The organism is Clostridium merdae, from assembly GCF_900176635.1.
GTDB classification, from domain to species: domain Bacteria; phylum Bacillota; class Clostridia; order Oscillospirales; family Acutalibacteraceae; genus Faecalispora; species Faecalispora merdae.
In genome coordinates, this window is the sequence record NZ_FXLN01000004.1 from 578,162 (window position 1) to 604,526 (window position 26,365).

26 protein-coding genes, 5 tRNA genes and 1 riboswitch are annotated in these 26,365 nt (G+C 43.2%); of the genes, 19 read left to right on the forward strand and 12 right to left on the reverse strand.

Going from position 1 to position 26,365, the window contains the following annotated elements:
• Positions 1–8 precede the first annotated feature (8 nt).
• From lon to radA, 13 genes are all read left to right on the forward strand, one after another.
• Positions 9–2,456 carry an endopeptidase La gene (lon, locus tag CAN90_RS08195; protein WP_085833353.1) on the forward strand — a complete coding sequence of 816 codons (2,448 nt, stop codon included), beginning with the start codon at positions 9–11 and terminating at the stop codon, positions 2,454–2,456.
• 10 nt (positions 2,457–2,466) lie between these two features.
• Positions 2,467–3,057 carry a ribosome biogenesis GTP-binding protein YihA/YsxC gene (gene yihA, locus CAN90_RS08200; protein WP_085833354.1) on the forward strand — a complete coding sequence of 197 codons (591 nt, stop codon included), beginning with the start codon at positions 2,467–2,469 and terminating at the stop codon, positions 3,055–3,057.
• A gap of 27 nt (positions 3,058–3,084) precedes the next feature.
• Positions 3,085–4,383: a diaminopimelate decarboxylase gene (gene lysA, locus CAN90_RS08205; protein WP_085833355.1), complete on the forward strand. Its 1,299-nt coding sequence runs from the start codon at positions 3,085–3,087 to the stop codon at positions 4,381–4,383.
• Positions 4,384–4,543: 160 nt separating this feature from the next.
• Positions 4,544–4,849, forward strand: a complete 306-nt coding sequence (locus CAN90_RS08210; RefSeq protein WP_085833356.1) for a YerC/YecD family TrpR-related protein — start codon at positions 4,544–4,546, stop codon at positions 4,847–4,849.
• Positions 4,846–5,616, forward strand: a complete 771-nt coding sequence (locus CAN90_RS08215) for a class I SAM-dependent DNA methyltransferase (RefSeq protein ID WP_085833357.1) — start codon at positions 4,846–4,848, stop codon at positions 5,614–5,616. Before CAN90_RS08210 ends, CAN90_RS08215 begins: the two co-directional genes overlap by 4 nt.
• 3 nt (positions 5,617–5,619) lie before the next feature.
• A complete protein-coding gene (gene hslO, locus CAN90_RS08220; protein ID WP_085833358.1) occupies positions 5,620–6,519 on the forward strand; it encodes an Hsp33 family molecular chaperone HslO in 900 nt (299 codons plus the stop codon).
• 119 nt (positions 6,520–6,638) lie between these two features.
• Positions 6,639–6,715, forward strand: a tRNA-Val gene (locus tag CAN90_RS08225).
• 3 nt (positions 6,716–6,718) lie between these two features.
• A tRNA-Asp gene (locus CAN90_RS08230) sits at positions 6,719–6,795 on the forward strand.
• Positions 6,796–6,801: 6 nt separating this feature from the next.
• Positions 6,802–6,877 (forward strand) — tRNA-Phe (locus CAN90_RS08235).
• 6 nt (positions 6,878–6,883) lie between these two features.
• Positions 6,884–6,959, forward strand: a tRNA-Gly gene (locus tag CAN90_RS08240).
• Positions 6,960–7,023: 64 nt separating this feature from the next.
• A tRNA-Cys gene (locus tag CAN90_RS08245) sits at positions 7,024–7,098 on the forward strand.
• Between the two features lie 321 nt (positions 7,099–7,419).
• A complete protein-coding gene (locus tag CAN90_RS08250) occupies positions 7,420–8,151 on the forward strand; it encodes an N-acetylmuramoyl-L-alanine amidase (protein WP_242953606.1) in 732 nt (243 codons plus the stop codon).
• Between the two features lie 90 nt (positions 8,152–8,241).
• Positions 8,242–9,609 carry a DNA repair protein RadA gene (gene radA / locus CAN90_RS08255; RefSeq protein WP_085833360.1) on the forward strand — a complete coding sequence of 456 codons (1,368 nt, stop codon included), beginning with the start codon at positions 8,242–8,244 and terminating at the stop codon, positions 9,607–9,609.
• Here the strand turns inward: radA and CAN90_RS13475 are convergent.
• Entirely contained in the window at positions 9,578–9,775 is a 198-nt protein-coding gene (locus CAN90_RS13475) for a hypothetical protein (RefSeq protein WP_143750812.1), read from the reverse strand. The genes radA and CAN90_RS13475 overlap by 32 nt on opposite strands.
• Before the next feature lie 120 nt (positions 9,776–9,895).
• On the opposite strand from CAN90_RS13475, the gene CAN90_RS08260 reads away from it, so the two are divergent.
• The 4 genes from CAN90_RS08260 (at position 9,896) to CAN90_RS08275 (ending at position 14,196) form a co-directional block, all read left to right on the forward strand.
• Complete coding sequence (locus tag CAN90_RS08260) at positions 9,896–10,990, forward strand: efflux RND transporter periplasmic adaptor subunit (RefSeq protein ID WP_085833361.1); 1,095 nt, start codon at positions 9,896–9,898, stop codon at positions 10,988–10,990.
• Positions 10,983–12,170: an ABC transporter permease gene (locus CAN90_RS08265; RefSeq protein ID WP_085833362.1), complete on the forward strand. Its 1,188-nt coding sequence runs from the start codon at positions 10,983–10,985 to the stop codon at positions 12,168–12,170. Before CAN90_RS08260 ends, CAN90_RS08265 begins: the two co-directional genes overlap by 8 nt.
• Positions 12,171–12,206: 36 nt before the next feature.
• Complete coding sequence (locus CAN90_RS08270; RefSeq protein WP_242953607.1) at positions 12,207–12,980, forward strand: DUF6873 family GME fold protein; 774 nt, start codon at positions 12,207–12,209, stop codon at positions 12,978–12,980.
• Positions 12,981–13,137: 157 nt separating this feature from the next.
• Entirely contained in the window at positions 13,138–14,196 is a 1,059-nt protein-coding gene (locus CAN90_RS08275; protein WP_085834322.1) for a tyrosine recombinase XerC, read from the forward strand.
• A gap of 118 nt (positions 14,197–14,314) precedes the next feature.
• Here the strand turns inward: CAN90_RS08275 and CAN90_RS08280 are convergent, their stop codons facing one another.
• The 11 genes from CAN90_RS08280 to queA form a co-directional block, all read right to left on the reverse strand.
• On the reverse strand, positions 14,315–15,163 hold the full coding sequence (locus CAN90_RS08280) for an SseB family protein (RefSeq protein ID WP_242953608.1): 849 nt from the start codon (positions 15,161–15,163) through the stop codon (positions 14,315–14,317).
• A 17-nt stretch (positions 15,164–15,180) separates the two neighbouring features.
• The gene (locus tag CAN90_RS08285; RefSeq protein WP_085833364.1) at positions 15,181–16,110 is read right to left on the reverse strand and encodes a hypothetical protein; all 930 of its coding nucleotides are present in this window, start codon (positions 16,108–16,110) and stop codon (positions 15,181–15,183) included.
• Positions 16,111–16,150: 40 nt separating this feature from the next.
• Positions 16,151–17,053 carry a site-specific tyrosine recombinase XerD gene (gene xerD / locus CAN90_RS08290; RefSeq protein WP_085833365.1) on the reverse strand — a complete coding sequence of 301 codons (903 nt, stop codon included), beginning with the start codon at positions 17,051–17,053 and terminating at the stop codon, positions 16,151–16,153.
• 30 nt (positions 17,054–17,083) lie between these two features.
• Positions 17,084–17,773 carry a stage II sporulation protein M gene (locus CAN90_RS08295; RefSeq protein ID WP_085833366.1) on the reverse strand — a complete coding sequence of 230 codons (690 nt, stop codon included), beginning with the start codon at positions 17,771–17,773 and terminating at the stop codon, positions 17,084–17,086.
• A 130-nt stretch (positions 17,774–17,903) separates the two neighbouring features.
• A complete protein-coding gene (proC, locus tag CAN90_RS08300) occupies positions 17,904–18,701 on the reverse strand; it encodes a pyrroline-5-carboxylate reductase (protein ID WP_085833367.1) in 798 nt (265 codons plus the stop codon).
• Positions 18,702–19,058: 357 nt separating this feature from the next.
• Entirely contained in the window at positions 19,059–20,423 is a 1,365-nt protein-coding gene (gene scfB / locus CAN90_RS08305; RefSeq protein WP_085833368.1) for a thioether cross-link-forming SCIFF peptide maturase, read from the reverse strand.
• Between the two features lie 92 nt (positions 20,424–20,515).
• A complete protein-coding gene (gene scfA, locus CAN90_RS08310; protein ID WP_009063491.1) occupies positions 20,516–20,665 on the reverse strand; it encodes a six-cysteine ranthipeptide SCIFF in 150 nt (49 codons plus the stop codon).
• 67 nt (positions 20,666–20,732) lie between these two features.
• Entirely contained in the window at positions 20,733–21,161 is a 429-nt protein-coding gene (locus CAN90_RS08315) for a TIGR04086 family membrane protein (RefSeq protein WP_085833369.1), read from the reverse strand.
• 91 nt (positions 21,162–21,252) lie between these two features.
• Positions 21,253–21,582, reverse strand: a complete 330-nt coding sequence (gene yajC / locus CAN90_RS08320) for a preprotein translocase subunit YajC (protein WP_085833370.1) — start codon at positions 21,580–21,582, stop codon at positions 21,253–21,255.
• A gap of 67 nt (positions 21,583–21,649) precedes the next feature.
• The gene (gene tgt / locus CAN90_RS08325) at positions 21,650–22,780 is read right to left on the reverse strand and encodes a tRNA guanosine(34) transglycosylase Tgt (RefSeq protein WP_085833371.1); all 1,131 of its coding nucleotides are present in this window, start codon (positions 22,778–22,780) and stop codon (positions 21,650–21,652) included.
• Positions 22,781–22,841: 61 nt separating this feature from the next.
• On the reverse strand, positions 22,842–23,879 hold the full coding sequence (queA, locus tag CAN90_RS08330; RefSeq protein WP_085833372.1) for a tRNA preQ1(34) S-adenosylmethionine ribosyltransferase-isomerase QueA: 1,038 nt from the start codon (positions 23,877–23,879) through the stop codon (positions 22,842–22,844).
• A 100-nt stretch (positions 23,880–23,979) separates the two neighbouring features.
• Positions 23,980–24,154, forward strand: a riboswitch (Lysine riboswitch).
• A gap of 114 nt (positions 24,155–24,268) precedes the next feature.
• On the opposite strand from queA, the gene asd reads away from it, so the two are divergent.
• Both asd and dapA read left to right on the forward strand, forming a co-directional pair.
• Positions 24,269–25,348 (forward strand): aspartate-semialdehyde dehydrogenase, encoded by a 1,080-nt coding sequence (gene asd / locus CAN90_RS08335; protein ID WP_085833373.1) that lies wholly within the window; start codon positions 24,269–24,271, stop codon positions 25,346–25,348.
• A 94-nt stretch (positions 25,349–25,442) separates the two neighbouring features.
• Positions 25,443–26,330, forward strand: a complete 888-nt coding sequence (dapA, locus tag CAN90_RS08340) for a 4-hydroxy-tetrahydrodipicolinate synthase (protein WP_085833374.1) — start codon at positions 25,443–25,445, stop codon at positions 26,328–26,330.
• The last annotated feature ends 35 nt before the right edge of the window (positions 26,331–26,365 follow it).

Genomic DNA, 26,365 nt, shown 5'->3' on the forward strand with positions numbered 1-26,365 from the left:
AGTGAAATATGAGCAAAAAAATCGAGCGACAAACAGAACTACAAACCTTGCCGGTTTTGGCATTGCGCGGGCTGGTTTTGTTTCCCGGTATGATTCTGCAATTTGACGCAGGAAGAAAAAAATCGATTTTAGCCCTACATGAGGCTATGGAGCAAAACCAAACGATTTTTCTGGTGGCTCAAAAAGACTTGGAGGATAACGACCCCAATTCGGAACAAATGTACCAGGTTGGCGTTATTGCGAAAATAAAGCAAATTCTTCATCACACAGAAGACGGAGTTCGCTTATTGGCGGAGGGAGTTAGCCGTGCGCGTATGGAAGAGGTGGTAAGCGAAACCCCTTTTTTAACTGTAAAGGTTGCGCCGCTTCATACCACGCCTACCCGAGTTACAAATAAAACAGAGGCTCTCGTTCGTTACACACAAACTCTGTTTGAAAAATACCTGCAGAATTACAAGCGTATTTCACCAGACATTGTAATCGGTGTTGTCAAAAATAAAAGCTGTGGGCCTTTGGCTGATTACATTGCCTCCAACCTGATGCTCGACTATGAGCAGAAACAGGTGATTTTGGAAGAACTGCATCCGGTACGACGACTTGAAAAATTGGTGGATATTCTTGAGCATGAAGTGCAGGTGCTTGAAATTGAGAATGAAATCACAGAAAAAGCACGGGAGCAGATGAACCAAAACCAACGCGACTATTTTCTTCGGGAGCAGATGAAAGCAATCAATTTTGAACTGGGGGAGGACGATAATCCTCAGGAAGAATCCGAAGAACTGCGGGAGCGTATTTTACAGCTTGAAATGCCAGAAAAACAGCGTGAAAAGCTGCTAAAAGAATGCGACCGTTTTGGGAAGATGCCGTTCGGCTCGCACGAGGCAAATGTGATTCGTAATTATTTAGATGTTTGCATTGAATTGCCCTGGAACAATTTTTCGAAAGAAACCATAGACTTGAACAAAGCCCAACGCGTTTTAGATAAGGATCACTATGGTCTTAAGAAAGTAAAAGAACGTATTATTGAAACACTGGCTGTCAGAAAACTGGCTCCAGATATTAACGGGCAAATTGTTTGCCTAGTTGGCCCGCCCGGTGTTGGTAAAACATCGATTGCACGCTCGATTGCAAAGGCAATTGGCCGCAAATATGTTCGGGTATCCTTAGGCGGCGTCCACGATGAATCCGATATTATGGGGCATCGCCGCACTTATATTGGTTCTATGCCGGGGCGTATTATGAATGCAGTCAAGCAAGCTGGAGTAAGTAATCCTCTTATTTTGCTTGATGAAATCGACAAGCTGAGCAGTAGCTTTCGGGGTGACCCAGCAGCCGCATTACTCGAGGTTTTGGATTCTGAGCAGAATTCTGCATTTTATGACCACTATATCGACATGCCCTTTGACTTAAGTAAGGTGCTGTTTTTAACTACAGCAAATGATGCGAGCTCCATTCCGGGTCCTCTTTTTGACCGTATGGATGTTATCTTTCTTTCAAGCTATACGCATGAAGAAAAATATCAGATTGCCAAAAAATATCTGGTTCCAAAGCAGCTAAAAAAACACGGCATTAGCGCGCAAACCTTGCAGATTACTCCTGCTGCCATTCGTGATTTAATTGACAGCTATACTCGAGAAGCGGGTGTGCGTAACCTGGAGCGTTCCATTGCAGCCATTTGCAGGAAAAGTGCAAAGCGTATTGTGGCGGAAGAAAATCTAAAGCTTTCAATCAAACCGGCAGATTTAGAGAGCTTGCTCGGGCCTAGACGTTTCAAACCGGAAGGCCGCAATAAAACAGATGAAGTTGGCCTTGTAAACGGGTTGGCTTGGACCAGTGTGGGCGGCCAAACCATGCCGATTGAAGTAGCAGTTATGGAAGGAAATGGTAAGCTTCAGCTTACTGGCTCCCTCGGTAATGTGATGAAAGAATCTGCTCAAACAGCAATTAGCTGTATACGCTCAAAAGCAGCACAGCTTGGCATTGATGGGCAGTTCTATAATAAAACAGACATTCACATTCATGTGCCGGAGGGAGCAATCCCAAAAGACGGCCCATCCGCTGGTATCGCAATGGCAACTGCCATTACGTCGGCACTTTCACAAATATCGATACGTCACGACGTTGCGATGACCGGTGAAATAACCCTGCGAGGTAGGGTGCTGCCCATTGGTGGCCTGAAAGAAAAATCAATGGCAGCTTATCGCAATGGTATTCGTACAGTAATTATTCCGGAGGATAATTTCTCCGATATTTCGGAATTTGATGATGTGGTAAAAGAGAACATTCATTTTGTTCCAGTAAAGAAAATTGATGAGGTGCTCGGCTTAGCTCTTACGCGTAAGCCCCGCCCGCTTCCACAAACAAAAGCAACGGCTCCGGCTGTGGAATCCACTCAAAATGTGGATCCCGCCGCGCAGAATCAGCCGCCAGTTATGCGGGAGCAGCCTCAATGCTAGAGGTGTAAAATTGAGATTTGATAATGCCGCATTTGAATTTGCTGCCGGCCGGGTAGATCAACTCCCGCCCGACGACTTGCCGGAGATTGTGTTTTCCGGGCGTTCTAACGTTGGAAAATCATCTTTAATTAACAAACTGGTCAACCGTAAGGCGTTAGCACGAGTGAGTGCTACCCCCGGTAAAACGGGAACCATCAATTTTTATCGGCTTTCAAACTGCCGGCTAGTCGATTTACCGGGTTACGGTTACGCGAAGGTTTCACAGTCTGAAAAGCTACGGTGGGCGAATTTGGTAGAGGGTTATTTTTCAGCTGGACGCCAAATTGGTCTTGTGGTACAAATTGTGGATATGCGCCACAAACCAACCGCAGATGATATGCATATGATTGATTTTTTGAGTGCCGGTGATTTCCCTTTTATTGTTGTTATGACAAAGTGCGACAAGCTCAATAAAGGGGAAAGAGCGGCTCAAATACAGCTTTATAACGATTTGTTCCAAAATCAGAAGCAGGTTCGGCGTTTGCCTTTCTCTTCTTCCAACGGGGAAGGCCTTGATACGCTAAAAGAATGGATAGCGGCGGCTTGCGCCGTTGAAGAGTAAGATATTCCGAAGGGGGAAATTCGACCAATGTACGATACTGAACACTTACAAATCAATTCACAAGGGCACCTCACCATTGGTGGCTGCGATACCGTTCAGCTTGCAGAGCAGTTCGGTACGCCTCTGTATGTGATGGATGAAAACCAAATTCGCCGCAATTGCCGCAGCTACCAAAGCTCTTTTGAAAAGCATTATAAAGGCAAGGGTATGACTGTTTATGCCAGTAAGGCATTTAACTGCAAAGCAATTTGTCGTATCATTGAGGAAGAGGGTCTTGGGTTAGACGTTGCCTCCGGCGGCGAGCTGTACACAGCAATTCAGGCAGGCTTCCCGGCTGCGCGCATTCATTTTCACGGCAATAACAAAACCGAACAAGAGATACGTTTGGCATTGGAATATGAAATCGGCCATTTTATTGCGGATAATCTGACCGAGCTGCAAACTATTGACCGCCTTGCCTGTGAAGCTGGAAAGGTAGCACATGTATCCCTGCGAATTAAGCCGGGTATTGACGCGCATACCCACAGCTTTATTCAAACAGGACAAATCGATTCGAAATTCGGTTTTGCTCTTGAGACTGGTGAAGCAATGGAAGCCGTTAAATTTGCCTTGAAGTACAAAAACATTGATCTAAAGGGTGTTCATTGCCATATTGGTTCGCAAATATTTGAAAGCTCTCCCTTTGTGCTTGCAGCAGAAGTTATGCTGCAATTTATTGCAGACATTAAGAAAGATACAGGTATTGAGATAGAAGAACTGAATCTTGGCGGCGGCTTCGGGATCCATTATGCAGAAGAAGATGCTCCTCTGCCGTATGACCAGTACATGGAGCTGGTTTCTACTGCTGTATTCCATAAATGCGACGAGCTTGGCCTAAAGGTACCCTTTATTTTTATTGAGCCAGGCCGGTCTATGGTAGGAGAAACAGGGATTACCCTGTACCAAGTTGGCGGTATCAAACAAATACCGGCGGTTCGTACTTATGTATCGATAAACGGTGGCATGACGGACAACCCTCGTTATATTCTGTACCAGGCAAAGTACACTGCTTTAATTGCCAATAAGGCAAACCAACCAGCAAAAACCAAAGTTACCATTGCAGGCAAATGCTGCGAAAGCGGCGATTTAATTCAGGAAAACACTATGATTCAAGAACCAGAGGTAGGCGATATTTTAGCCGTGCTTTCTACTGGCGCATACAACTATTCTATGGCATCAAACTATAACCGCAATCCTCGCCCAGCCGTTGTTATGGTGAAAGATGGCGAACCGCGTGTTGTAGTTCGGCGCGAGTCATATGAAGATTTGATTCGAAACGATCTGTAAATCATCGCCTTGCCTATTCCGGCACAGGGGTTGTTGTTATGCCGTTATCGCTTTCACACTTTAACGCTTTCAACTATCTGTGCCGGTTTGGCGGATGGCGTTTGAGGGCTTTTAGAGTGCGCATACCCGGCTTTAGTATGAAAAAGAAGGATGGAGTATTATGAATTCTAAAATCAAAGACAAAAGCGTAGACCTGCTCTTTCAAGCCGTGTTATCTCTTGAAAACATTGAAGAATGCTACGATTTTTTTGAAGACCTATGCACAGTTCCCGAAATCAAAGCAATGTCACAGCGCCTTACCGTTGCACACATGCTGCGTAGCAAGTGTGTTTACAGTGATATTGTTGCAAAAACTGGTGCATCCACTGCTACCATCAGCCGTGTGAATCGCTCGTTAAATTATGGGTGCGATGGATATGAGACTGTATTTAAGCGTTTGGAAGAGGACGGGAACACAGAACTATGAGCTCTTATACCACCTTTGCACAGTATTACGATGAGCTAACACAAAATGTAAAGTATAGTGAGCGGGCAGAGTATTTCTGCGGGCTTTTAAAAAGTCTGAGCCATTCTCCCGGTCTTGTGTTAGATTTAGCTTGCGGCACTGGAAGTTTAACCCTGCAGCTCAAACAGCGCGGGTTAGATGTATACGGTGCGGATGCTTCCTTTGAGATGCTGTCCATTGCGCAGCAGAAAGCTGCCGATGCCGAGCAACAAATCCTTTTTCTATGCCAATCAATGCAGAAGCTGGATTTATACGGTACGGTAGATACTGTAATTTGTGCATTGGACAGCATTAATCATTTAACCACAGAAAAAGATGTTCTGGCGGCATTTCGCAGAGTATCTCTTTTCCTGAACCCCGGCGGGTATTTTCTGTTTGACATGAACACACAATATAAGCACAGGGAAGTTCTAGCGGACCATGTTTTTGTATATGATACAAAGCATGTATTTTGTGTGTGGCAAAATCAATTCGAAGAAAAAACGGATCGTGTGAGCATTGATCTTGATTTCTTTGAAAAAGAGGGAGCCGTATATCACAGAAGCTCCGAACATTTTTATGAAAAAGCATATTCAAACGATATAATAAAAGAACTATTACATACCGCAGGCTTATCATTTGTGGCTTGTTATGACGATTGCAGCTTTTTGCCGCCGCAGCCGAATAGTGAGCGAGTGGTAATTGTTGCAAGAAAAGAACCTACAACAGAAACAGAAAAGGAACGATAAAAAATGGATCGAATTATTCGCTGTATAACCACAGACGGCAGCATTATGGCCTCTGCGGTTGAAACAACCGATATTGTATACACTGCCCAGCAAATACACCACACTAGCTCTGTTACAACAGCAGCTCTGGGGCGCCTTTTGTCGGCTTCCTCTTTGATGGGGAACATGCTCAAGAAGAAGGATGCTGTTATTACGCTTAAAATCAAAGGCAACGGCCCTGCTGGGGCAATCGTAGCAATTGCAGACAGTAGCGGGAACTGCCGAGGCTATGTAGAGCACCCGGAGGTAATGGTGCCCAATAAACCAAACGGCAAACTGGATGTAGGCATGGCAATTGGCTCAGAAGGCCTTTTAAGCGTTATGCGCGATTTAGGTGAGGGGGAGCCCTACATTGGCCAGGTTGAGCTTGTAAGCGGTGAGATAGGCGATGATATTAGCCAGTATTTTGCAATTAGCGAACAAATCCCAACAGTTTGTGCCTTAGGTGTATTGGTTGACCGAGAAAGCAGCCAGTCTTTGCTCTCTGGTGGAATGCTGATTCAGGTATTACCCGGAGCCGATAGTGCCGCTATAGAGAAGCTGGAGCGCAATGTTGCTGTTCTTGAGCCTGTCACTACTATGCTTGCAAAAGGCATGAGTATGGAAGACATGTGCCGCCAGGCACTGGAAGGCTTTGAAATGGAGATTCTTGATGAATCCCCCGTAAAGTATGTTTGCAATTGCAGTGAGGATCGAGTTACCCGTGCGATCTCCACATTGCCCCCAGACGATATTCGTACCCTAGCAGACGAGAGTGGGAAGATGGAAGCTAAATGCCAATACTGCGGCAAATCATACGAGTTTGACCAACAACACCTAGAGGCTTTAGCGACCTCTTTAGAGAGGAAAAACGAGGAAAAATAACCCTTTAAAAATATCCAAAAGTTTTTTTAAAAATTTTGAAAATACCTGTTGACATCTGGCAGAATATATAGTATTATATAACACGTCGCTGATGCACGGCGCACAGCGACAGCCGATATGGGAGTATAGCTCAGCTGGTTAGAGCACCTGCCTTACAAGCAGGGGGTCATAGGTTCGAGTCCTATTACTCCCACCATACGGCTCGGTAGTTCAGTTGGTTAGAACGCTAGCCTGTCACGCTAGAGGTCGACGGTTCGAACCCGTTCCGAGTCGCCAATATTTGCCTCTGTAGCTCAGTTGGTAGAGCAGGGGACTGAAAATCCCCGTGTCGATGGTTCGATTCCGTCCGGAGGCACCAATAAATGCGGATGTAGCTCATCTGGTAGAGCGCCACCTTGCCAAGGTGGAGGTAGCGAGTTCGAGCCTCGTCATCCGCTCCATTGGTATGATGGGGATAACGCTTAATATTCTTAAGCGTTATCTTTGTCACTAAAAACGAAATATGGCGTCATAGCCAAGTGGTAAGGCAAGGGTCTGCAAAACCCTGATTCCCCAGTTCAAATCTGGGTGACGCCTCCAAGAACCGTAAGCTGTTTAACAGCCTACGGTTTTTTTCTTTTCTACTTTATATCATAAATAAGTAGGCAGTTAAAAATGTCGTATTAAAAACTTGCAATTATTTTTATTATTGATTATATTTGTAATTTTATTTTTTTAAAAATTTATTAATATAAAAAGAGAGAGAATACATTTTCTCTCTTTTTATATTGAAAAATAATTTCTGGCTGTACTGATTAATTTTTATTTCGTTTGATTTAAAGAATAAGCTTCTTCGTACTGAAATGAATCTAAAATACCGTTGTTTTTTCGTTGAAGCTTGCATATACTTGCTCAGAGGTGATGACTTTGAAGAAGCTTCGACTACCCCTTTTATTACTCATATTTTGCTGTATGATGTTTATCCGCTTAACGTATATTTCATTTGAAAAAATTGATCAAATGGTGTCAGCATTAGCGGGTGACTATATGCCTACCATCGTATTAGATGCCGGGCATGGTGGGGAAGATGGCGGTGCGGTCAGTAAATCTGGTATTGTAGAAAAAGATATCAATCTTGCAATTGCCTTAAATCTTAAACCCATGCTAGAGATGTCTGGCTTCCGCGTTGTAATGATTCGTGATTCCGATGTATCGATTGGCGACAACTCTCTCGATACGGTTAAAGCAAGAAAAACTTCAGACATGCACAATCGTTTAAAAGTAATTGAACAGAATGGCGATTGTGTATTTCTGAGCATTCATCAAAATCATTTTACAAATGGAAAGTATAGCGGTGCTCAAATATTTTATGGCCCTAAAAATCCAAATAGCCTATTACTAGCAGACTCTACACAAAAAACAATTACTTCATTATTGCAGCCAGAAAATCAAAGAGAAACAAAGCCTGCAACCGATTCTATTTATCTATTACGAAATGCTACGGTTCCCTCTGTTATTGTAGAATGTGGATTTCTCTCAAATGCGGGGGAAGCCAAAAAACTGAATCAACAGGAATACCAAAAGCAAATGGCATTTGCAATATACCAAGGCTTTTTAAATTATTGGGGTTCGGTCTCACAAATAGTGTCTTAATACTTTATTTACATAGAGGAAGAATTTCCATCTTCCTACCATTGTGCTATAATAGAGTAAAATAAAGGAACAATAAAATGGAGAAAACGTATGGCACCGAAAAGTAAATCTGTCTTTGTATGTTCTGGTTGCGGATTCGAATCCCCCAAATGGTATGGCAAATGCCCTGGTTGCGGGGAGTGGAATACCATGAGTGAAGAAATACGCGAGCCTGCCCGTTCGGCACCTAAATCAGCAGGGCACCATTCTATGGCGCGCCCTCTGTCCATAAACGAAATTAATACGGAAGATGAACAGCGCTACCAAACCGGCCTAACGGAGTTGGATCGAGTTCTGGGAGGCGGCATTGTACGCGGCTCGTTGATTTTGATAAGCGGTGACCCGGGAATTGGTAAATCTACAATCTTACTTCAAATTTGTGAGTTTTTAGGGCAAAAGCTGCGGATTTTATATGTATCCGGTGAGGAATCGAGCCGCCAAATAAAGCTTCGTGCCAGTCGATTAGGAGTAAGCAGCGAAAATCTTCTTATTCTAACGGAAACGGACATTCAGCACGTAGTAGAGCAGGTTCAAGAGCTCAAGCCAGATTTAGTGATGATTGACTCCATTCAAACCATGAATCACCCGGAGCTTAGTTCCTCCCCTGGCAGCGTAACACAGGTAAGAGAATGCACGAACTATGTGATGCGAACTGCAAAATCTTTGGATATCCCGATTATTGTAGTTGGCCATGTAAATAAAGATGGGGCAATTGCCGGCCCAAAGGTATTGGAGCATATTGTAGATGCGGTGTTATACTTTGAAGGAGACCGGCAAATGTCTTACCGTATTTTGCGTGCCGTAAAAAACAGGTACGGCTCTACCAATGAAATTGGTGTTTTCGACATGGGCGAAAAAGGGCTGTCCCAAGTGGACAACCCCTCAATGGCGCTATTATCTGGCCGACCTAAAAATGTATCTGGAACTTGCGTAACTTGCGTTATGGAAGGTACTCGGCCAATTCTTGCAGAGGTGCAGGGTCTTGCAACCACAACAGGCTTTGGTAACCCACGGCGAACGGCTACCGGCTTCGACTATAACCGAATGTCTTTGCTATTAGCGGTGCTGGAGAAGAAAGCAGGTTACTATTTTTCAAATTTAGATGCCTACGTAAACATTGTAGGCGGCCTGCGCTTAGATGAACCTGCGGCAGATTTAGCGGTTGCGATGGCGCTTATCTCTAGTCTGAAGGATGCCCAAATAGGCGATAATGTTCTGGTCTTTGGTGAAATCGGCTTAACTGGCGAGCTGCGTTCCGTTTCTCATGTAAATGCCCGTATTGCGGAAGCAGCACATTTGGGATTTGAAACGTGTATTCTGCCTCACACATGCTTAAAACAAATCAATACGGAACACAAGGGAATTCAGCTTTTAGGTGTACGCAATATTAGAGAAGCGTTTGATGCGGCTGTTCTCTAACATTTTTTTGTGCGGTTCGTGGGTTTCGTTCTCCCTTTCGCGTTGAGGCTTGAATGCGGTGCACACAACCTTGCCCCGTGTGATTGGTTACCATTGTGGGAATTTCAAGGGAACAGTAGCCTTCTCGCTGGTACATGCAGTCTTCGTCGCATTGAATGATATTCATGCATTTTCACCTCAACGCTATTCTTTGAATTCTGGGTTTAATTATTCATGAAAAATCTGTACTTTTACATTCATAAAATCACTTTCCTATCACAAAATAAGAGTGTATGGGGGGATGAATATGAAGAAGTACGGATTGCTTTTTAGCATTACACTGGTTTTAAGTTTGCTCATTATTCATGCAGGGAATGTTTATAAAGGGAATTATGTTCCTGTTTCAATTGTAAAGGTAAGTCCCATTACAGCTGAAAGCTCCATTTATTCCAACAATGGAATTGTTGAGCGGGTGGATTCTAGGAGTGTTTTTGTTCAGACAGGTGCAGTCGTTGAAAAAATTCATGTTAAAAATGGTGATACTGTTAAGGCTGGTCAAGTATTAATGACTCTTTCGGTCTCATCTGCCCAGCTGGCCCAAAGCACAGGTTCCATACCTTCCAACACCTTGGATGAACAAACATATCAAGGCCTTCTCCAAGCGTATTATAATCAAATATCGGGTGGTAGCAATTCCGCAGCGGCTTCACCGGAAACGCCCGCCGATTCTGCTCGAAGCAGCTCTGCGGCAGTAAGCTCAGCTCCAGCCGATGCTGAAATTAATTCTTCTGAAACAAAGGAAGTAGAGGTTACAGCACCCATTGCGGGAGTGGTAACGTCGATTCCCGTTTCAGAGCAGGCAACGGTAGACCGCAGCAAACCGGTTATAACGATTTCTGCATCCACCGATTTGCAGGTGCGTTTATCTATTAATGAATCGCAAATATCGGAGATTAAAGTTGGGCAGAGGGCGATAATTACCGGTGCAGGATTTCACACGGTATATGAGGGAAAAGTAACCTCCATATCATCGGAAGCTAAGCAGGAAATTCATACAACCGGAACAGAAACGATTGTAGAAGTTATTGTGCGCATTCAAAATCCCAAAAAAGATATAAAACCAGGTTTTTCAGCGAAAGCGAAAATTATCACGGAAGAAAGCAAAAATGTTTTAGTAGCCCCTTATGAAGCTGTTCGAGCCGACGATGACGGGAAAGAATTTGTATATCTTCTACAAGGGCGCAAGGCAGTAAAAGTACCAGTAACAACCCGCAAGGAATTTGAAACTGGTTTTGAGGTATTGAAAGGCCTGAAAGATCAAGATTCGCTGATTACAAACCCTGACTCCATAAAAGACGGCGCCGCGGTTTTGCCAAAGGAGGAGAGGGCCTCCCATGGCTGATATTTTTCGTTCTGCTTTTCAAAACCTAGGCCGTAAACGGCTTCGCACGGCTTTAACCATGATGGGTGTAGCCATTGGTGTTGCTTCAGTTATTATGATAGGCAACATTAGTCAATGCGGTACCGACGCACTTACGCAGGAGTTCGACAGCCTTGGCCTAAGCGGTTTGTCGATTAGTGCTTTAGAAAATAATAGTCAGGTAACTTTAACCGATACCGACCTGAAGGTGGTACGGGAAGCTGAGAATGTTGAAAAAGCAATGCCGGTGATGATGCAGGCTACCAGTGTACAAACTACAAGAATCACTGGCAAAGCTCTTTTGTGGGGAATTGATGCCGATGCAAACCAAATTATTTCTTTAAACATCCTTTATGGGCGGGCTATTAGTGTAAGTGATGTAAAATCAGGAGCAAAGGTTTGTATGGTAGATGAAAATTTCTCGAAGGCTTCTTATAAAAGAAACAATATTATTGGTAAAAAGGTTTTAGTTTCCTGCAGTAGCGGTACTGAAGAGTTCGAGGTAGTTGGTATTGTAAAAACGGGAAGTGGGCTGCTGCAAAACTTTATCGGTAACTATATACCGAACTTTGTTTACGTACCCTATTCCACAATGCAGCAGCTATTGGGAAAGAACTCATTTGACCAAATCGCTGTAAAGTTGAAAACCGGTACAGATGTGGACAAAACAGGGGACATGCTGGTGCAATCTTTAAATCGGACCAATGGCAGCAGCAACGCGTTTGTATCGAATAATCTAATGAAACAGAAAGATAGCCTCGCCAACATACTTGGCGTAATTACGTTAATATTGTCCTCCGTAGGAGCAATATCTTTGCTTGTAGCAAGTTTGAGTATTATGACGGTCATGCTGGTGTCTGTGAATGAGCGCACAAGGGAGATAGGAATCAAAAAATCCATTGGTGCGCGAAAAAAGGATATTTTGCTGGAATTTATGTTTGAGGCTGTTTTAATCACTCTGTTTGGATCGTTTTTTGGAATCATAGCGGGTTACGGAATTTCATTTCTGGGAGCATCTTATTTTGGATTCACCCTCGGCATTCGACTCGACATTATGGGGCTTGCGGTTGGATTTTCTGTTTTAACTGGCCTGATTTTTGGGGTATACCCAGCCATGAAGGCCGCAAAAATGAGTCCCGTAGATGCGTTACGTATGGAATAAATGTGATTAGTTTTGTAGGGAAGGGGATTCGAAAATATGAGAGTCGAACGTTTTGTAGAGAATCCCCACTTACCCTCCTCGCAGGTAAGTGCAGTTATTATGGCTAACCTAGTTCCGCAAGCGACAAAAGTGTTGCAGGCGAGAGGGATTCGAATTATAACGGCACCAGTAAATAAAGCATTGCCGATTGCAATTAATCAGCATGCTGATTTACAGTGCTTACATATTGAAGGGAAACAATGGCTAGTCGCAAAATCGGATACCGAGCTGGATAGAATTTTACACAATGAGGGCGCAGAGGTTCTTCTTACAGAACAAAAGCTAGGAAACGCTTATCCAGAAGATATTCGGTTAAACGCTCTGTTAATAAATAAACAATTGTATGGAAAAATAAGTGAGTTAGATCCGGCATTACAAAAAGCTTGTGATAGTGCTGGAATACATAAAATAATGATTCAGCAGGGATACGCAAAATGTTCCACCGCAATTGTAGCTGAAAAATCCATTATAACCGCGGATGCAGGAATTGCACAGGCCGCAAATGAACAAGGACTGGAGTTACTCAAAATACAGCCGGGAAATATTGAGTTACCAGGTTACAATTATGGTTTTATTGGAGGCTGCTGCGGGTTTATTTCAGAATCGATTTTTGCCTTTACAGGTAAGCTCAACACACATCCAGATGGATTTGCAATTCGGCAATTTATAGAAGCGCATAATAAGAAGGTACTGGAATTAACGGATGATGCACTCATAGATATAGGGGGAATACTGCCGTTAAAAGAAGTGGATGAATCAACGGAACAGTAAAGATTGACTCATTGATTTTTTTATGTTACAATTAGTCATAATAGTTATTTTGACTAATTTAGGGGATGAAAAATATTAGTTCAATTTTTATGAAGTCCGTTTCTTATAAATACTTGTATCATGACGCTTGGAGTGATTTTAATTGGATCCTAAATTAATGCATGAATGTCCACTGATCATCCGAGAATTTCTCGGATACATTGGAACGGTTAAAGGAAAATCTGACCATACAATGGAAGAATATTTTCGTGACTTAAGAACGTTTTTTCGCTACATAAAACAACATAGACAATTAGTCCCAGAAAATACCCCAATTGATGAAATCAGCATTTCTGATGTCGATTTAGAGCTAATAAAGTCGATTTCATTAACCGATGTATTTGAATACATGAATTATTTATCGAGTATACGCGGTAATAAAGCATCCACCAGAGCACGAAAATCCTCCAGTTTACGGGCGTTTTACGGGTATTTGACCAATAAAGCGCATAAGCTCTCTGTGAATCCGATGTTAGAGCTGGAAACTCCAAATATTAAAAAAGCATTGCCGAAATATTTAACTCTGGAGCAAAGCATTGAATTACTTAATGCTGTGGATGGCCCCGATCGGCAGCGGGATTACTGCATTCTTACTTTGTTCTTAAACTGTGGAATGCGTCTTTCAGAACTTGTGGCAATCAATTTAAATGACGTTCGTCAAAACGCATCTACATTACGCATTGTAGGAAAAGGAAATAAAGAGCGAATCGTTTATTTAAACGATTCCTGCCTGGATGCCATTGAGCAATATTTACAGGTTCGCCCAAACAACAACCTAATCGACCGGGATGCTCTTTTCATTAGTAGGCAACGAAAACGACTTAGCGCAAAGACGGTACAGCATTTGGTGAAAAAATATCTGGCGAAAATAGATTTTAAAGGACCCGGTTATTCCGTTCATAAATTAAGGCATACGGCTGCAACGTTAATGTATCAGCACGGGCATGTAGATATTCGAGTTTTAAAAGATGTACTCGGCCATGAAAATTTAGGAACCACACAAATCTATACCCATTTATCAAGCCAGCAAATGCGGCAGGCCGCCGATTCAAATCCACTTTCAAAGGTAATGTCACGAGGCAATCAGAGCATATCAAAAAGTCAAGTAAAAGAAGTGATTGGTAGTGGATTGGAAGAAACTACACAAGAAGATTTGAAAAAGGAAATGAAAGAGTAATTATAAAAAAAGGAGCCTTTACGGCTCCTTTTCTGATTCAAGTCATGAAATTCTATATTCGAGGGCATTCTTTTGACTCTGCAAAAAAAGTGACCCCTCCCCTTTTCTCAAAAAAATGTTACTGTACTGCGCTATCAGGCGCAGCTTCGATTTCTTTGATAAGTTCTGCTGAAAGTATGATATTTGCACCAAAAGGATTGATAACGGCGCCATCAGATTCCTTAATAAAATTCTTAATATCATCAAGATCTACCAGCATACCATTGTACTTTTTATCGGGGTCATATTTTCTAAATTCATTCCAATCGGTGAATACAGGATTAAAATGCTTATCTTCGCTATTGCGAATCAAAGGCAGAGTCAGTTCACTATCCTTTTTCACAACAGCTTTTCCGTTTGAATCTGCATTTCCCAGCTCCATGTTACTGCCATCCATAGGCATTAGGAACTGCGCTTTCTTAATCTCCTGGAAAAAACGATTCTGCTGATCAATCGTAGCTGTTTTCATACCAGCTGCTTCAAATAACTCGTTTGTAGCACGAATCAAAGAAGGATTCATAACGGGGCGCTGAATCTCTGGAAGTTTCGAAAAATCCGGCTTCTCCATTAAAGCAAATAAGCTAAGGTGAACCGCTTTCTGACCTTTATCTAAAATCAGACCCTCAAACCCACTGCGATATAAATCGCCGAGTAATACCATTCGATCTTTCGCTTCATTTTCGACACAATTTACCTCAATATTCTGTTCCTTGCATTCCTTCTGATACTCCTCAAAAAAGCTTTTTTGAGAGAAGATGCTGGCACAGGGTACTGATTTTACATATTCTAAGCTATAATTCTTAGAATATGGGCAAGTCGCAACCCAAATGGTCTCTTCTTCTTTTAATTTTTGAATAAGCGTATTGCGAGCCTCTTTATCTTCACCATCAATTACTTTGCTAATTAAATCTTGAATGCTATTCGACATAATATAATCTCCCTTTTTCATTCACTATCCCGAAAGATAGAATCGTTATTTTCTAATGTACTTCTTTTTACCAATTTGCCTTGGTAAAAAACATACTCCGATTCAGTATTATTCTCTTCAATCCCTGCAGTTTGGGCATTTTCTATTGTTTCCGTATGAGTTGGTTCTAATGCAGGGTGAATCATTAACTTCTCAACAAGAGGATATACTGTAAAGTTAATGATAAAGGATGAAAATGAAAAAGTAAAGAACAAAAGCAATATTCCATTTAAAAGTAGTATTAAAACGGGATACATATAATAAGCAAAATAATTGAGGAATGCAATTGCACCAAAGAGTGCGGTTAATAAAATATTGCGCCATAATCCAACAATCGCAAAGATAAAAGCATTCTTATAGATTTGCTTTAGGTTGAGATGAAAGGTAATCATCATTAGTGGAATATAGTACTGCATGAAAATAAAAATTAGAAATACTGCAATGCTAATCCCAAACAATACCATAAAAATGGTACCCTGTGAAGCAGCAAGAGTGTAGTAAAAACGAATGCAATAAAGAATTAGACTCAAAAGAATGTAACTAATGACGCCGTGAATGGAAAACTGCTTCCAATTGAGCAAAACAGCATCTTTAAAGTCCGATAAAATGAACGCATGCTCTTCTCGAACATAATTACGGGTAACAAGCGTTAGGCCTGCTAAAAAAGGGCTGAGTAAAATAAAGGGAAGGCTCCACAAAAACGATTGACCCACAAGCAGACCCAATAAATACGAGATAAAACCTAGCACTGCAAATGGAACAACGAACAATAAATTAAGCTTTATTAGTTCAAAGAACTTACCTAGAAGTATATCGAAAAATCGTTGTAGCGGTGGCTTTTGCGGTGCATTTTTACTGATTCCTGGCCCTGGCTTTTGGTAGCCGCCGAATAGAGAAAATCCTGACAAAACAGAGTCACTCCTTTTGTGTTACCTACCGATGGGTTTGTTAACCTACACCAAGCTTTGCTTTGGGATGACAATGGTTATAAACCTCTTTAAAATGGTCATTCATTAGCTGTACATAAACCTGTGTGGAAGAAATATCTGCATGGCCAAGCATAAGTTGAATATCCTTTAGGCTCGCGCCGTTCTCCAGCAAGTGTAAAGCAAAGGAATGCCGCAAAGTGTGAGGGGTAATCTCTTTGGTGATTTTTGCCTGCTCTGCATACCCCTTAATAATTTTCCAAAAACCCTGCCGAGTTAATCGCCGCCCGTTTAAATTGGTGAACAACGCCTGTCCCCCATCCGCGCGAATCATTACGCTTCTAACGCGGAACAAATAATCCGAAACAGCGGCAATCGCTTTTGAATAAATCGGTATCATGCGTTCGTTTTTGCCGTGGCCACCACAGCAGAGCATTGCCGAGTGCAAATTAATATCTGTTACATTTAAATCCACCAGCTCAGACACACGAATACCAGTGGCATATAAAAGCTCAAGCATTGCCTTATCGCGGCAGCCTTTGGGTTCAGAAATATCTGGCTGAGCAAATAAGAGTTCAATTTCTTCGCTGCTTAATATTTGGGGCAGCTTTTTTTGAACCTTTTCAAGCCGTATGTTCTTTGCCGGGTTTGCAGAAGCTTTTCCTGTTAAGATTAAAAACTGGTAAAACCCTCGTATTGACGCCATATTACGTGTTACGGTAGATACGGAGCACTGCCGGCCATTGAGTGCCTCAACATACTTTTCCATATCTGATTCGGTGACCTGTTCCGGTCCCGGAAGGTTCCGTTGGTCAACGTATTCCAAAAAATGCTCTACATCTCTGGTATAAGAATCCAAAGTGTTTTGAGAAACCAGTTTTTGAAAACGCAGGTAGTCCCGGTAATCGGAACAACATTCTTTCATCTCAATTGTACCCCCTATTGGCTATTGGCTTTAAAAGGTAAATGCGCCGGTAAAACAAACGGTTGTAACCAGGTCGATTGCAGCCGCAGCCGCAGAAAGAATTAAAATAGAGCCAAACTGTACTGCATACGCCTTTAAAGAAAGCGATTTGCTTTGCTCATGTCTTAACGCTTGTATTAGGGTCGATTTTGAAAACAGCATACCTTCCTTCGCCGCAAGAAGAATGGCAACCATCGATAAAAAGGCACCCGGCAAAACCACCACCGCATTGAACAAAACTCCTTGAAACCCGTATGCCGCATATAGGTAACCGGAAGCCAGACCAAAGCCGAATCCTCGAAATAATGGAATGAATGGAAGAATAAACACTCCCCATAAAGACATTCCGAATAAAAAAGAAATCATGACAAAGAAAAATGAAGAGCTGAGCGATGCGACAAATGCAGAGCCCGAGGATTGTACAGCTCTTGCTTTTACATCGCTAACAAACAGTAAATCCAGTTTCTGCAAAATTGTGTCGTCTGCTCCCCTCGCAAACAGTGCACCAAAAATAGTTCCTACCAGCAGTAAGAACGCAAGCACCGTTAGCAAAGGATTTTCTAGAATAACTTCGAGCATACTATGCAAATCGAACACACGAAATCGCGGTTCCACAACGGATCGCGATTTCTTTTGCAGGCGATAGTGTACCGGTATGATTCTTGTCCCTTTTATGTTCATACGTATCCTCCCGAGGGCAGTTGCCTACTGAATTGTATGAGCGAAGGGTTCTTAATATGAATCAACCGGAAAACTCTACCTACATTATGGAGTAAAAAAAGTGGTTTCAATCAATTGGGGTTGGAAAAGCTTACTTACCCAGCTCTTCCGCACGGTGCGTGCAAGCAAGCATGGCTTCATCAACAATCGCTTCAAAGCCTCTGCTGTAAAATACATCTAAAGCTTTGAGGGTCGTTCCACCCGGCGAAGATACCATTTTAATGAGTTCTTCCGGGGTGTGACCAGAATGCAAAAGCATTTCTGCGCTGCCAATTAACGTTTGGCTGAACAAACGCAAGGCCGCATCCGCTGGTATGCCCTGGCGGTCTGCACTCTCAGCCGCTGCCTTTGCAAACAGATATACATAAGCCGGGCCGCTGCCGTTTACAGAGGTTGCCACATTAATCTGGTCTTCTCTCAGTATTTCTACGGTACCGCACGCTTCAAAAATGGAACGGACAAACGAAAAATCTTCGTCTTTCACCAGCTCAGAACGGCATAAAGCAGTCGCTCCCTTACCAACGAGAAGAGGGGTATTGGGCATTGCCCGAATCACGGGGCAATTGCAGCCCAAGGTAGAGGTAATATAATGAATTGAAATACCGGCCGCAATCGTAACAAAAAGTGTTTTTTCAGTAACGGTTGATTTGGCATCTTCCAATACTTCCGCAAAGTTTTGAGGCTTTACCGCAAGAAATACAATATCTGCATTTTTCACTACTTCAGCGGCGGATACAGCGGAGCTAAGCCCCTTTTGTTCATATTCTGAACGTTTTTCTTCACTAATATCAAACACAATCATATCTTGTGCAGGGTGAATCCCAGCGCGAAGAATCCCATTTATAATTGCTCCAGCCATATTACCGGCACCAATAAAACCTACTACCATTTCTTCTCATTCCTTTGCATACTTTAAATTGAAGAGTTAACACCAATTTTCTACTCAGATTGCGCCTTTTTTACACTTTTGCCTCCACTTTATGGTATTAAATATATTATACTATAATACTTTTCCCACACCAAAGCAAGCAGAAACCTAGCAAAATAGAAAATTTATACAGTATGCAGAAAAAGAAGGCTCAGAATTATGTAACCCTCTAAATAATTATGTTAACTTAGAAGCGGGAGAGCAAACGAATAATTATGCACACGCCTGTTTTTTGCCAGCAAGCGTGTGCATAAAAAAGACCTTTATCACGTTTTACAATAAGCGACACATAGAAAATCTATACTCTAAAAGCAGTACTTATTCAGAGTCTGCCAGAGCGGCCTTCATCATAATAGCGCACTCCAAACGCTTTTTCTCAAGCTGACAGGAGATTGTGTGGGGCTTTAGAATATCGCCCTCATACTGCCAGCTATTGGCGTTACACCCGCCACTGCAATAGAACTTTGCCCAGCAGTTTTTGCAGTCTTTTTTACTATATATATTGTATTGTGCAAATTTCTCTTTCATGGTACGGTCAAAGGTACCTTGCAGAATATTGCCCATCTTCCAATCGTCATCCCCAACAAACTGGTGGCAGGGGAAAATATCGCCCTCCGGTGTTACCGCAACATACTCATTGCCGCAGCCGCACCCACGCAGCCGCTTAATGGCGCAAGGGCCTTGGTCAAGGTCCAGCATAAAGTGGAAGAAGTTAAAGCCCTTCCCCTCTTTTCTGCGCTCAATTAAAAGCTTTGCCAAACGCTCATATTCATCAAACACAGCAGGCAGGTCTTTTTCTTTGAGGGAGTACTCCAGCTTTTCGTCTGACACAACCGGTTCAATGGAAAGCTGGTCAAAGCCCAAATCTGCCATGTGCATCACATCCTCTGAAAAATCGAGGTTATGTGTGGTAAAGGTACCACGCACATAATAGTCCTTGTCGCCGCGGGTAGAAACGAGCTTTTGGTAGTTCGGTACAATGCGGTCGTAGCTGCCGAGACCGTCTGTACGAACACGAAGCAAATCGTTAATCTCTTTACGACCATCCAGCGAAAGAACCACATTAGACATTTCACGATTAATATATTCTATCTTATCATCGGTTAGCAGCATGCCGTTTGTGGTGATCGTAAAGCGGAAGTTTTTGTTGTGCTGTTTTTCTATGCTTCTGGCGTAATCCACCACCTGCTTCACAACGTCAAAGTTCATGAGAGGCTCGCCACCGAAAAAGTCGAGCTCTAAATTGTGCCGTCCCTCTGACTGCTCAATTAAAAAGTCGATTGCCCGTTTGCCAACCTCGAAGGGCATGAGCATACGGCCACGGCCAAAGTCCCCTTTGGCTGCAAAGCAATATTCACAGCGAAGGTTGCAGTCGTGCGCAACGTTCAGGCACATGGATTTAACAGGGGCATCGCGCAGCATGTCGCAGAACTGCTCGTACTCATCCTCTGAGTAGAGTTGCCCGGAACGGTACAGCTCAAGCAGTTCCTCGTACGCTTCATTAATTTCGGATTCTGAAAAGCGCCCGAGCAAGCTTTTCTTTAAATCCTCCGGCTGTTGCTCTGGCACACTGTCCTTAAAAAATTCCAGCATCAGGTAAGGCAGCTCATCAAATAGATGAACTGCTCCGCTATTGGTGTCAAGAACAATGTAATATCCGTTCAGGTAATATTTGTGTATCATTTCACTTTCTCCATCCGCACAAAATTGAAGGGACAGAATTCTGTCCCTTCAATCATTTGATCTTATCCGGCACGCCGCAGGTTCAACAATCATTATGCTCTCTGCGCGTTCTCACACTTCTGGTTTGCTACTGTACAGGAGGTTTTGCAAGCAGACTGGCAGGAAGCCTGGCACTCGCCGCAGCCGCCCTTTACAGCGCTCTCCTTCAGGTTTGCTTTATTCAAAGTTTTGATCTGTTTCATTTCAAAATCCCCATTTCACAAGTTTTAATTGCCAATATTATAGCACAAGAATGGAAACTTGAAAAGCCTATTTTCTCCTTGATTTTTTGTTTACTGACAAAATACCGCCAATTGCACCGGTAATAACCATAATCAGACCCTTGGTAAGCATAAATGCAGAAACGCTTTCGCCTGTAATGGTAAGCCCTGCTATAAATAGCAGACCAAACAATAAGAACGCGGAACCCGCACCGTTCATCATACCGCGTTCACCAGACATACGCGCTGCTATGTACCCGGCAGCAAAAGCGCCTAAGGCCGCAATGAGCACCGTTAAAGGCTGCAATAAGCTTTGCGGCAACTGTTTTGCAGCCACCAAAATCAAAGATAGTACCAAAAGAAGAACAGTGCAAACCGCCGCACCAGCTAACGTGCCGAACACGATTGGGCGAAGTATTTTCCATACCGGATTTTGCATACGTTCTCTATTGGATTTGACTCTTTTTGGTCTTTTCATATAAAATACCCCTCCTGCATGTTCTCTACGTTTCATAGATATTCGCAGGAGGGGTAAAATATACTAGTTTTTCTGGCAAATGGAGGATTGTTTATTTATCATCCTCATGAACGGTGTTGATTTTGCCCAAAGCCCAACGCTTTACAATAATCTTTGTGCGGTCGATTCCAGACTCAAGAACAAAGGTATCGCTCTCTTCCTTAATTGCAACAATACGACCAACAATGCCGCCAATTGTTGTAATTTCATCGCCTACCTGTACATTCTTTTTGAGTGCTTCCTCCGCCTTTTTCTTCTTTTGCTGCGGACGGATCATAAAGAAATACAACGCACCAAACAATAGCGCGTAGATAATTATGATTTGCCACATGGAACCGCCAGAAGCTGCAGCGGTTGCCGCCAAGGGTAATAATTGATTCATAAAAAAACAGCACCTCCATATTAGTGATTTAAATTATAGCAATAAAAAAAGAATCATGCAAGCCAATTTAGATTCTTTGTCCTAATTTTTCAACATTTTCATTATAAAATGTGTCGAAGCTACCCTGTTCTAATGAGTAGCGAATTTTCTCCATTAGCGTATTGTAAAAATAGATGTTGTGCATTACAGAAAGGCGCATTGCAAGCATTTCCCCCGCCTTAAAGAGGTGGTGCAAATAGGCACGGCTGAAATTGCGGCACACCGGGCAATCGCACTCTGCATCTAAAGGTGTATCATCCAGCGCATATTTGGCGTTGAACAAATTTCTTCTCCCCTGCCAGGTAAATAAGTGCCCATGGCGCGCATTACGGGTTGGCATCACACAGTCAAAAAAGTCGACTCCACGGTAAACTGCCTCTAAAATATTGTCGGGAGTTCCCACTCCCATCAAGTAGCGGGGTTTATCTTCCGGCATCTCGGGTTCTACGGCTTCAATAATGCGGTACATTTCCTGCGCGCTTTCCCCCACCGCTAAGCCGCCTATGGCATAGCCGGGCAAATCCAGCTCACGAATTTGCTTCATGTGGTCAATACGAAGGTCTTCATAGGTGCTACCCTGATTAATGCCCCAAAGCATTTGGTGCGGATTAATGGTATCTGGCAGTGTATTAAGCAAATCCATTTCTGCCTTACAGCGGTTAAGCCAGCGCGTGGTGCGTGCGCAAGATTGCTTTGCATAAGCGTACTCGGCTGGATTTTCTACGCATTCATCGAATGCCATTGCAATAGTAGAAGCCAAACGCGATTGGATACGCATGCTTTCTTCCGGACCCATAAAGATTTTGTGCCCGTCAATATGGGAAGAGAACGTGACCCCCTCCTCCTTTATATTGCGCAGTTTTGCAAGGGAGAATACCTGAAACCCACCGCTGTCTGTCAAAATAGGGCCATCCCAGCGGGTAAAGCGGTGCAGGCCACCCAATTGTTTTACTTTATCATCACCCGGGCGCAAATGAAGGTGGTACGTGTTGCAAAGCTGAACCTGACACTTCAGCTCTTTTAAATCCAGTGCAGACACAGCGCCTTTGATTGCTCCCGCAGTGGCAACATTCATAAAGGCTGGGGTTTGAACGGTACCGTGTACGGTTTCAAAAGAACCACGGCGGGCACGTCCCTGTTTGGTTTGTATTTTCAGCATTATTTCTTTTCCTTTACTATCTTAATTATTGTAAGAATCTAATCTCTAAAACACTACATGTTTAATAGATAAGCATCGCATCTCCAAAGCTGAAGAACCGGTATTTGTCTTGCACGGCAACCCGGTATGCGTTTAGAACATGCTCTCTGCCTGCCAATGCAGACACAAGCATAATCAACGTGCTTTCGGGGAGATGAAAATTCGTAATCAGGCCATCGAGCACCTGAAACTCATAGCCCGGATAAATAAATATATCCGTAAAGCCGCCGCTTTCTTTCAAGCAGCCTTCTTTCTTAGCTACGGATTCAATGGTGCGACAACTGGTTGTCCCAACAGAAATCACGCGGCCTCCGTTTTTCTTTGTCTCATTGATTAAGTCAGCCGTCTCCTGCGGCATCCAATAATGCTCGGAGTGCATTTTGTGGTCTGTAATTTTATCAACGCTCACAGGCCGGAAAGTACCCAGCCCCACATGCAGCGTAACGTAACCTACCCGAATGCCCTTTTCTTTTATTTTCGCTAACAATTCATTGGTAAAGTGCAGCCCGGCGGTAGGCGCAGCAGCGGAACCAACCTCACGGGAATATACGGTTTGGTAGCGCTCCTTATCCTGTAATTTTTCTTTAATATAGGGCGGCAAGGGCATTTGACCAATTTGATCCAAAACGGCATAGAAATTACCTTGGTAGTCAAATTTTACTAATCGGTTACCACCCTCCATAATTTCAAGCACTTCAGCGGTCATGAGCCCGTCACCGAACGAAAAGCGATTGCCAGGTTTGGCGCGTTTGCCAGGGCCAGCAAGAACCTCCCAAACATCGTCCCCTTTCGCGGCAAGCAATAAAAACTCTACCCTTGCGCCGGTACCTTCCTTAATCCCATAAATTCTGGCAGGCAGTACACGAGAATCATTTAAAATAAGGCAATCACCCGGCTTAAGGTACTCAATAATATTATAAAAATGCTTGTGCTCTAATTCTCCGGTTTTTTTATCTAAAATTAATAGCCGGGAAGTATCTCGAGGTTCTACTGGAGTTTGTGCGATTAGCTCCTCCGGCAAATCAAAATCAAAATCTTTTGTATTTAAAGTTTGTTCCATTCTTTATCTCCTAAAATTGGTTCAAATTAATTACTATTTTCTATTATAAATAAATTGACAACTGATAGCAACCCGTGCTATGATAAAACAAGATAAAAATAACGAAGATAGAGGCGCGTCTTTCAAAAGTAGCGGGATGTAGGTTGCCAAAACCGACGAGAGCCTGTGAAAGGGAAAGTCGCCGAAGGAAATGTGCGGCAAGCATTTACCTGGTTATGACCGTGAACAACGGCATGACTGTCATCATGAGAGTATGGTGGAGAGCTATCACAGTTTGCAGCTGTTTTTCTGCAACTGGAATGCTTCTTAATTATATTTGATTGATGACCGGTTTTCAACCGGTTTTTTTTATTTTCTATCCCATTTTCTTACATTAGGAGGAACAACCCATGAAACAGTATAAGGTAGGCATAATTGGAGCAACCGGTATGGTAGGGCAACGATTTGCCACATTATTAGAAAACCACCCGTGGTTCCAGGTGACCGCGCTGGCCGCAAGTGCCCGTTCTGCGGGGAAAACATACCGCGAAGCCGTGGGAAAACGCTGGCTCATGCCTTCTCCCATGCCTGAGAAGATGGCGGATATGATTGTACTCAATGCAGAACAAGATGTAGAAAAAGTTGCATCGATGGTCGATTTTGTATTCTGCGCAGTCGATATGAAAAAAGAAGAAATCAAAGCTTTGGAAGAAGCTTACGCCAAAGCAGAGTGCCCCGTTGTTTCGAACAACAGCGCACACCGCGGCACAGCCGATGTTCCCATGGTAGTACCGGAGCTCAACCCTGAGCATACTCAAATTATTGAAGCCCAGAGAAAGCGCCTTGGAACAAAACGTGGTTTTATCGCAGTAAAATCAAACTGCTCCTTGCAAAGCTATGTACCTGCACTGCACCCCCTAAAGGATTTTGGCATTACAAAGGTTCTGGCATGCACCTATCAGGCAATTTCCGGTGCTGGTAAAAACTTTGAGACATGGCCTGAAATGGTAGACAATGTAATCCCTTATATTGGCGGTGAGGAAGAGAAATCCGAACAGGAGCCTATGAAGATTTGGGGACACATTGAAGGTGACCAAATTGTAAATGCAACTTCTCCGGCGATTACTGCACAGTGCCTGCGTGTACCCGTTAGTGACGGCCACATTGCCGCCGTATTTGCTTCCTTTGAAAAAAAGCCGACTTTAGATGAAATTTTAAACCGTTGGAACAATTTTGCCGGTGTACCCCAGCAGCTTGAGCTGCCCAGCGCACCCAAGCAGTTCCTGCATTATTTTGAAGAAAACGACCGTCCACAAACAAAGCTGGACAGAAACATTGAAGGCGGTATGGCGGTATCCGTTGGTCGCCTTCGTGAAGACAGCCAGTATGACATTAAGTTTGTATGCCTCTCTCACAATACTCTGCGTGGTGCGGCCGGTGGTGCTGTACTGTTAGGCGAGCTACTTTGTGCACAAGGTTATATGGACTAAGCCTATTTTTTCTTGATGAAACCTCTTCCCCGCTGCTTGCGGGGAAGAGACTTTAACCTTATGGTATATACTATAATAATAGGAGGTTGCTATTATGAAGAAGGCTCCTTTTCTTGGCTCCGGCGTTGCAATTGTAACACCCATGAACCAAGATGGCTCGGTTAATTACGATATGCTGGGTCGTTTAATCGATTTTCAAATTGATAATGGAACCGATGCAATTATTTCTTGCGGCACTACGGGCGAATCCGCAACACTTTCACACGAAGAGCATTGCGGTGTTTTGGAGTATTCCATTAAAAAGGTTGCTCACCGTGTACCGGTGATTGCAGGTACTGGAAGCAACGATACCGCATATGCAATTGAATTAGCTGTGGAGGCAAAGCGCTTTGGTGCAGATGCACAGCTCAGCGTTACACCTTACTACAACAAAACTTCTCAGGCAGGTTTAATTCAGCATTTTACCAAAATTGCAGATGCAACCGATTTGCCTATGATTTTGTATAACGTACCCTCTCGTACCGGCTGTGCCATTCAGCCTGCAACTTACTTCGAACTTTCCAAGCACCCGAATATTGTTGCTACAAAGGAAGCCAACGGAGATATTTCTTCGGTTGCACAAACGGCTGCACTGTGCGGCGAAAACCTGCACATTTATTCTGGTAACGATGACCAAACTCTGCCGATTCTGTCTTTGGGCGGTAAGGGTATTATTTCTGTTTTGGCTAATATCTGCCCCGCTGTTATGCACAATATTTGCCAGAGTTTCTTTGACGGAGACTTGGCAAAGAGCCGTGCTCTTAGCCTTCAATACCTCGATTTAATGAATGCCATGTTTGTAGATGTGAATCCCATTCCGATTAAGGAAGCGGTAAATCTCATTGGCTTTGAGAGCGGCGAATGCCGTCTCCCCCTTGTTGCAATGAATGATGCCACCCGTGAAAAGATGGTTTCTGTAATGAAAAAGCATGGCCTGATTTAAAAAGGCCATTTGTGATTAATTTAAGGATGGAATGA

Bases quoted from the DNA above. Each gene is read 5' to 3' on its own strand.
- lon (WP_085833353.1), top strand. From the start codon at position 9: ATGAGCAAAAAAATCGAGCGACAAACAGAACTACAAACCTTGCCGGTT.
- lysA (WP_085833355.1), top strand. From the start codon at position 3,085: ATGTACGATACTGAACACTTACAAATCAATTCACAAGGGCACCTCACC.
- CAN90_RS08210 (WP_085833356.1), top strand. From the start codon at position 4,544: ATGAATTCTAAAATCAAAGACAAAAGCGTAGACCTGCTCTTTCAAGCC.
- CAN90_RS08215 (WP_085833357.1), top strand. From the start codon at position 4,846: ATGAGCTCTTATACCACCTTTGCACAGTATTACGATGAGCTAACACAA.
- hslO (WP_085833358.1), top strand. From the start codon at position 5,620: ATGGATCGAATTATTCGCTGTATAACCACAGACGGCAGCATTATGGCC.
- CAN90_RS08250 (WP_242953606.1), top strand. From the start codon at position 7,420: ATGACTTTGAAGAAGCTTCGACTACCCCTTTTATTACTCATATTTTGC.
- radA (WP_085833360.1), top strand. From the start codon at position 8,242: ATGGCACCGAAAAGTAAATCTGTCTTTGTATGTTCTGGTTGCGGATTC.
- CAN90_RS13475 (WP_143750812.1), bottom strand. From the start codon at position 9,775: ATGAATATCATTCAATGCGACGAAGACTGCATGTACCAGCGAGAAGGC.
- CAN90_RS08260 (WP_085833361.1), top strand. From the start codon at position 9,896: ATGAAGAAGTACGGATTGCTTTTTAGCATTACACTGGTTTTAAGTTTG.
- CAN90_RS08265 (WP_085833362.1), top strand. From the start codon at position 10,983: ATGGCTGATATTTTTCGTTCTGCTTTTCAAAACCTAGGCCGTAAACGG.
- CAN90_RS08270 (WP_242953607.1), top strand. From the start codon at position 12,207: ATGAGAGTCGAACGTTTTGTAGAGAATCCCCACTTACCCTCCTCGCAG.
- CAN90_RS08275 (WP_085834322.1), top strand. From the start codon at position 13,138: ATGCATGAATGTCCACTGATCATCCGAGAATTTCTCGGATACATTGGA.
- CAN90_RS08280 (WP_242953608.1), bottom strand. From the start codon at position 15,163: ATGTCGAATAGCATTCAAGATTTAATTAGCAAAGTAATTGATGGTGAA.
- xerD (WP_085833365.1), bottom strand. From the start codon at position 17,053: ATGAAAGAATGTTGTTCCGATTACCGGGACTACCTGCGTTTTCAAAAA.
- CAN90_RS08295 (WP_085833366.1), bottom strand. From the start codon at position 17,773: ATGAACATAAAAGGGACAAGAATCATACCGGTACACTATCGCCTGCAA.
- proC (WP_085833367.1), bottom strand. From the start codon at position 18,701: ATGGTAGTAGGTTTTATTGGTGCCGGTAATATGGCTGGAGCAATTATA.
- scfB (WP_085833368.1), bottom strand. From the start codon at position 20,423: ATGATACACAAATATTACCTGAACGGATATTACATTGTTCTTGACACC.
- scfA (WP_009063491.1), bottom strand. From the start codon at position 20,665: ATGAAACAGATCAAAACTTTGAATAAAGCAAACCTGAAGGAGAGCGCT.
- CAN90_RS08315 (WP_085833369.1), bottom strand. From the start codon at position 21,161: ATGAAAAGACCAAAAAGAGTCAAATCCAATAGAGAACGTATGCAAAAT.
- yajC (WP_085833370.1), bottom strand. From the start codon at position 21,582: ATGAATCAATTATTACCCTTGGCGGCAACCGCTGCAGCTTCTGGCGGT.
- tgt (WP_085833371.1), bottom strand. From the start codon at position 22,780: ATGCTGAAAATACAAACCAAACAGGGACGTGCCCGCCGTGGTTCTTTT.
- queA (WP_085833372.1), bottom strand. From the start codon at position 23,879: ATGGAACAAACTTTAAATACAAAAGATTTTGATTTTGATTTGCCGGAG.
- asd (WP_085833373.1), top strand. From the start codon at position 24,269: ATGAAACAGTATAAGGTAGGCATAATTGGAGCAACCGGTATGGTAGGG.
- dapA (WP_085833374.1), top strand. From the start codon at position 25,443: ATGAAGAAGGCTCCTTTTCTTGGCTCCGGCGTTGCAATTGTAACACCC.